We start from the raw sequence: 5,772 nt of genomic DNA on the forward strand, positions 1-5,772 counted from the left end.
GCTAATGGTGATCTGTCGCCAGTAGAGTATGAACAAAGTTCCTTAAGAAAAGTGTCCTGATTTAGTTGCGCAGAACAAGGCTACCTTATTCCAATTAAACAGAATCTCTTATTGCGGATCAAATCTGTTAATTTAAGCAGGGAGAAGCACCCAAACGCAGAAAGTGCTCCGTATAAACGTTATGATCGAATTTGTCTTTATCACTACGAGCAAATCGAAAATCGCTATATTTAGCGCGTAATAAGTTCCATATTTTAATGTCGCTCATTTCTGTCTCAGGTAACTCTCCAAATTGGGAAAAGTGCTCTATACTATCGAGAATGTTTATTCTTGTATATTCGGCTGGCTTGTTAAGACTTTTATTTAACAGATACTTATTCATAGAAATTATGAATTGAAATTCTGGGTCATAATGTTCTAATTGAATTGGAGATATTTGTTCAATTTCCGAAATGGCAAACTCAAGTACTTGCTCGATAACTGTTCGGTAATCAATGTTGTTGATACCTAATTTCGTCTGTAGGCATCGATAAAGTTCTTCTTTAGGAATAGCTTTGGAGTGTCCTAACCCACTCCATTCATCGAAGCGGCATTGGTAACCGTTTACCCACATATTTTCTTTTATTAACCTCCACGTAATCCAATCCATTGCTCCACGGCAGTAAAAATAATTATACCAAACTCGGAAATCAGGAGACTCTGATGATAAAAGCCTTGAAGGAAAAAACAGCACGTTACACCAGAGCCTAGTTAAAGCACATTTATAAAGAGTGTTTTGTAGCTCAGCATCATTCCTGTCAAATCCAAACTTTTGTTGTGGTTGAAAATAATCAAGGTAGTTTTTTCCTAATATACTGAATGAATTTTGAGATAACTCCTTAAAGTAGAGCGTTTTTGCCTCTTGCAGTAGTTCAGATGGGGATCTTAATTTTAGACCAATATGAAAGTACGGATTGGACTGGTTAATACTATTTGATAATGTGAGCATGTTATTGAATATTTTATTGGCTTCTTCAATAGAAAAGCCATCAGGGTGCACGCAAAGTAAATCAATATCACTCAACCAATACTCTTTCTGGCGCGAAATGAAAATATTTCCTTCTGCGCAAGAGTGGCTGCCTCCTACTATAATTGACTCAGGCGTTTTATCTTTGAAACATTCAATGATTTGTGTTTTTAGCTCAGTCGTTAGAGATTGAATCATATATAGCTCCTGCTATTGAAGAAAAGCTTCTTTAATGGTCGCTAGCACTTTCTGCCTGCTGGTAGCGTTACTAAACTGAAATTCGTTTTTGTTTTTGATTTTTACCGCGAGAACACGTACGTCATCTCTAAGGTTACTGTGAACCACTCCCTTGTATTTACTTAAGCTTTTTTCTCCATTTACACTTCCGAATACTAAACTTGTCTCACCAAAAAGTTCTTTCTTATCGTTATGTTCATCAGTTGTGAATTTGTATATGTATTTTAAGGTTGAGTTGCTTTTTGAGTAAGTAGAGGAGAGAGAATAAAAATTCGTTGTTTGCTCTCCATCCTCTTCACTATAGGAGGCACCTTTGACAAAACATTGTCCTTTTTCATAAGAAATTTCTAAGAACGTATATCTCGTAGGGGGGAGTTTATCAAGCCTTTTGTCTTCGATGATCTGAACCCAGCGCCCCTCAATGTAATGAGGATCAAAGAACCTTCTCAATTGCTTGAAAAGAAAACTCCCTAAATAATTAGTGACTGCTAAAGCACTTAAGAATACAATCAAGTACACCAACGCAAAAACTATCCATGCTTCAGAACCTGCTATTTCACTTTTTCGAATATAATATCCTCCTGCGATGCCGATTAAACTACCTACACCTGTGTTAAAAGCAGTTAACATTGTTTGAGCTTTCATTTTTTATCCTTCTAAAAAATATGGTAAGCAAGAATATTGAAACGACAAGCGACCTCTCCGCTTTTATGGTGTAAACCAAATAGTCGAACAAACTCTCCTTTATAGTCATCGAAAATACTGTCCGATGGTTTAGGAGCATATGATGATGAACACATACTCCCTAGAAAGTTGTTAAGGTTTAAGGTTTGTTCAATAGTTCCTACCTGCTTGCAACTAACATTGTATTCAGAAAACAAAGAGCCAATACTGTGCTTGGTTATTTTCATTCTTTTGGGTTGGTTTAATAGGCGACCAAAACAATAAAACGTTTTGCGGATTTCTCTCGCGATACTCTGACTCATATCTGAAAAATACCAAAGCAAAATAATCTGTCCGTTTTCTTTTAGAATTCGCTTGAACTCATCTTTTGATAAGACAGGTTCAAAATGATGAAACGCCTGCGCAGATAGAATAAAGTCAATACTGGAACTAGAAAGTTTTGAATTTTCAGCCGTTCCAATTATTTTTGTTATTGATACGTTATTCATTGGTACGCGGTCTAACATTTCTTTGTCTGGTTCAACGGCATAAATATGCCTATTTTTCCCACTTAAATACTTTGTTAGCTTGCCTGTACCACATCCAAACTCGGCTATTTTTCCATTTAATTTAATATCAAATGCAGATTCCAAATCAGAGATTATGGAAGGAGGGTATTCGGGGCGAAAGTCTTGATATAGTATCTCTTTACTTGAAAATAGTGAGTTGCTCATAAGTTATCACTCATAATATTTTGTATGTATAGTCTGCATAACTCGGTGATTACTTGGATATCGGCATTAGTTTCATTTTTGAGACTTAGTAAAACTGATTGTGGGCACATTTTTAGATGAGATTCAATAACACCGCGAGAAAACTCCGAACTAGTATGTTTAATTGCTGTTGGAAGGTTCTCTAAAGGAAGCGGAAATGGAGTATCCCAACAACGGTTCTGTAATCGTAGATTGATTATTTCTTCTGGTACTCGCAAGTAGATGATAAGGATGTTTGAATCCGATTTAATCTTCTCAAACGTTAGTGCTGCTAATTCCCCAATACCTGAAAATTCTATTATTTGGCATGTCTCATCGCTGCTGATACAATCGATGAAAACTTGCTTAGCATATTTTTCCCCTAACTCGGAGCCATCTGAATGTAGCTTTCGCATTTCATCTATCGATATGGAACAAAACTCTGGGTACAAACCTAAAATTGAGTTCGAAAGGGTGCTTTTTCCAGAAGCAATATTGCCGATTACTAATATCTTCATGATGTTTTTTCTGCTGTTACTGGAAAAATTAGATCTGGCGCAGTTGGAAAATACCTATATGGATGAAACCCATGTTCTTCAATAGACTGCTTAAGTGTATTAATTGCTTTATCTACTGAGACCCCACTTTCCACTTCAGTTAGTAAGTTATTAATGGATACATATCTGCAAACTTTTGATGGGCAATTCTTTATAACAACTTCTGTTTTGAGCTGGCCTTTTTGTTCAATATAATTTGTGTTTCCAAATAAGTGACAGCAAGGAAAAACTTTGTCTTTATTTCCAAAGGACTGAATTATTTTGGTGACATAACAAACTTCGTGCGGTTTCGGGGAGTGATATTCCTGTACCCAAAACTCTGTATTTAACCATTCTAATTGTCTAGCAAAATAATGAACTTTAAGTAGCGACTTTTGAGCGAGTTCAATATTTGTAGTGTGCAAGTGCTTGAATTGCACAAAATCAATATTCAGCTTTTTTACGAATGTATTTATGGCAATTATTGAATCGTTGTTTGAGTTCAAATTTGATTCTGTATCTACAATAAAACTTAGACCTAATGCAGGTGTATGGCTACCCAGCCTTTGATTTGAAGCAATAGTTATGTTTTTGATTACCGTCTGGAAGTGTTCTTTTTTAGCCCCATGTAATGAATAGTAATCATCTTCATTAAGTGTATCTATTGAAACTCTCAAGAACGCAAGTTTCTTGATATCTATAGCTTTGACTAGCTTGTCTAGATAAACGCCATTTGTTATTAACCCGACTGTAAAACCAAAGTTAAAACAATATTCTAAGATTGACTTATCACCGAAAATATTGTTTGCAGTAATCAGGCCGCTATATAGTAAAGGCTCTCCCCCACCAGAAATAACAATCGAAATTCCTCCTTGCAGATGGAAATCATCTAGTATCTTTTTTAACTGTACTAGTGACATTTTTTCTTTTGATTCACGAGCTGAAACAGTAAAGCACCATTGGCAATTTTGATTGCAAGCGTCTGTAGGTGATATTTCGATTTGTTTTATGCCGGGATTATTAATGAAACCAGTCAATAAAACATTTTCTGGAATAATTTGATGAGCAGAAAATTTCGTAAATTTGTCCGTTTTAATTGAGCTTTCCATGTTATTCATTGTCCTTTGTAGAAAATAAACATCGACCTTTTAAAATATTTATGCCTATTCATTTTGGTCAATGCTTTCCTTTTGATTGTTTAGAACTAATATCCCGATACTAACGACAACTAAAATTACTACTTATATGATGTCTATTGCAACCCCAAAGATAGAAAATTAATAATGAAATTCAGTATGTTAATATACAGATATAGAATATTAGGTTTATATGTCACATGCATTGATGAAATTTCAAGCCTTATAATTTATTCACACAAACATAGAGTTTGAGCAGAGGTTCTACAATTAACGATATATATCGTTAGAAAGCTATTACACTAATTTTTTTACTTAAATGTAAATATTAAGAGTGTCAAATTGGCTGTTCGCTGCAATTTAATATATTAGAAAATTTAGGCTATTAAGAATAAGGTTTACAAGGGCAGAATGTGTTCGCTAAAATTACGTCTAATCATTAATTGACAAGAGCTAATTAGAGCGAACAAATTCTGAATTGTTCGAACAGTTTTTGTAATTCGGCAATATTACTTGCTAAAAGGACAAAGGGGTTACGCAAAGAACGTTCGTAATATATCATTGGTGACTCATCACCAGAGCAGCTCTGGAAGTGGTCGCCATTCAAAGGGGTATAATGCATGACAATACCTGCTTTTGTTACTCAGTTGACATCTACAGCTCGTGCTGAGAGCTTACATCGCCCACACCCAGGTGAAGTACTAAAGCGTAGGTTTTTGGATAAAACCGAGTTAAAGCGACCAGAAGTTGCAGAGATGATTGGTATATCAACTAAGCATCTTTCTCGTTTAATTAACGGGCATATTCATGTTGAAGTTAATTTAGCGCGTAAATTAGAAGCTTGTACTAACTTAAGTGCGAGGGCATGGCTTCATTATCAAAACCAGTATGATTTATATACAACCACGAAATTATCGAATAAGTCTAAACTATTACCTGATTAATCTTTCTCTTTTGATACGCAAGGATCACAGAAATTTGTTCATTAGCGATTGAATTGTGGCTAATTCGCTACAACTGAATTTCCAGTTTGATCTTCCCCAAATAATGTAGACATCTTTTATTTAGAAAATGAAGTATGATGAGAGATGTTATGAGTAATAATAAATACCCATAAGAATTCAAAGATGAAGCTGTTCGACAAGTGGTTGATAAAGGCTTTTCCGTCCCTGACGTTGCTAAACGATTAGGTATTTCAGATAAATCACTTTACTACTGGGTGAGTAAAGCCAAAACACCACCTGCTAAATCCGCTGAACAAGAAGAAATACGTAAACTTAAGGCTGAGCTAAGACGTGTTACTGAAGAACGAAATATACTAAAAGAAGCCGCTGTACTTTGCAAGCGAGTCAAAGAAAGGTACACGTGTAGTGGTCAACTAAAACTGGCCACCTTGTTATAAGTTTTCCAATATTTGTGTTCGGCCTCTAATGGCGATAACC

At 35.4% G+C, this 5,772-nt stretch carries 6 protein-coding genes and 1 pseudogene; 2 read left to right on the forward strand and 5 right to left on the reverse strand.

The window, feature by feature from the left end; all coding sequences use genetic code 11:
- Window positions 1-127: 127 nt before the first annotated feature.
- From Q4489_RS18015 to Q4489_RS18035, 5 genes are read right to left on the reverse strand one after another with little or no spacing between them, the layout of a single operon-like run.
- Window positions 128-1,204, reverse strand: coding sequence for a hypothetical protein (locus tag Q4489_RS18015; RefSeq protein WP_303483279.1), 1,077 nt, complete (start codon window positions 1,202-1,204; stop codon window positions 128-130).
- A 12-nt stretch (window positions 1,205-1,216) separates the two neighbouring features.
- The gene (locus Q4489_RS18020) at window positions 1,217-1,888 is read right to left on the reverse strand and encodes a hypothetical protein (protein WP_303483281.1); all 672 of its coding nucleotides are present in this window, start codon (window positions 1,886-1,888) and stop codon (window positions 1,217-1,219) included.
- A gap of 11 nt (window positions 1,889-1,899) precedes the next feature.
- Window positions 1,900-2,640, reverse strand: a complete 741-nt coding sequence (locus Q4489_RS18025) for a class I SAM-dependent methyltransferase (protein ID WP_303483284.1) — start codon at window positions 2,638-2,640, stop codon at window positions 1,900-1,902.
- Complete coding sequence (locus tag Q4489_RS18030) at window positions 2,637-3,176, reverse strand: hypothetical protein (protein ID WP_303483287.1); 540 nt, start codon at window positions 3,174-3,176, stop codon at window positions 2,637-2,639. Before Q4489_RS18030 ends, Q4489_RS18025 begins: the two co-directional genes overlap by 4 nt.
- On the reverse strand, window positions 3,173-4,303 hold the full coding sequence (locus Q4489_RS18035; protein WP_303483290.1) for a radical SAM protein: 1,131 nt from the start codon (window positions 4,301-4,303) through the stop codon (window positions 3,173-3,175). The genes Q4489_RS18030 and Q4489_RS18035 overlap by 4 nt, the downstream gene beginning before the upstream one ends.
- Window positions 4,304-4,950: 647 nt before the next feature.
- Between Q4489_RS18035 and Q4489_RS18040 the strand changes: the two genes are divergently transcribed.
- On the forward strand, window positions 4,951-5,274 hold the full coding sequence (locus Q4489_RS18040) for a HigA family addiction module antitoxin (RefSeq protein WP_303483293.1): 324 nt from the start codon (window positions 4,951-4,953) through the stop codon (window positions 5,272-5,274).
- A gap of 200 nt (window positions 5,275-5,474) precedes the next feature.
- Window positions 5,475-5,688, forward strand: a pseudogene (locus Q4489_RS18045) (transposase); the annotation flags it as partial.
- Between the last annotated feature and the right edge of the window lie 84 nt (window positions 5,689-5,772).

Origin of the sequence: Thalassotalea sp. 1_MG-2023 (assembly GCF_030546745.1) — a bacterium.
In the GTDB taxonomy this organism is placed as follows: domain Bacteria; phylum Pseudomonadota; class Gammaproteobacteria; order Enterobacterales; family Alteromonadaceae; genus Thalassotalea_C.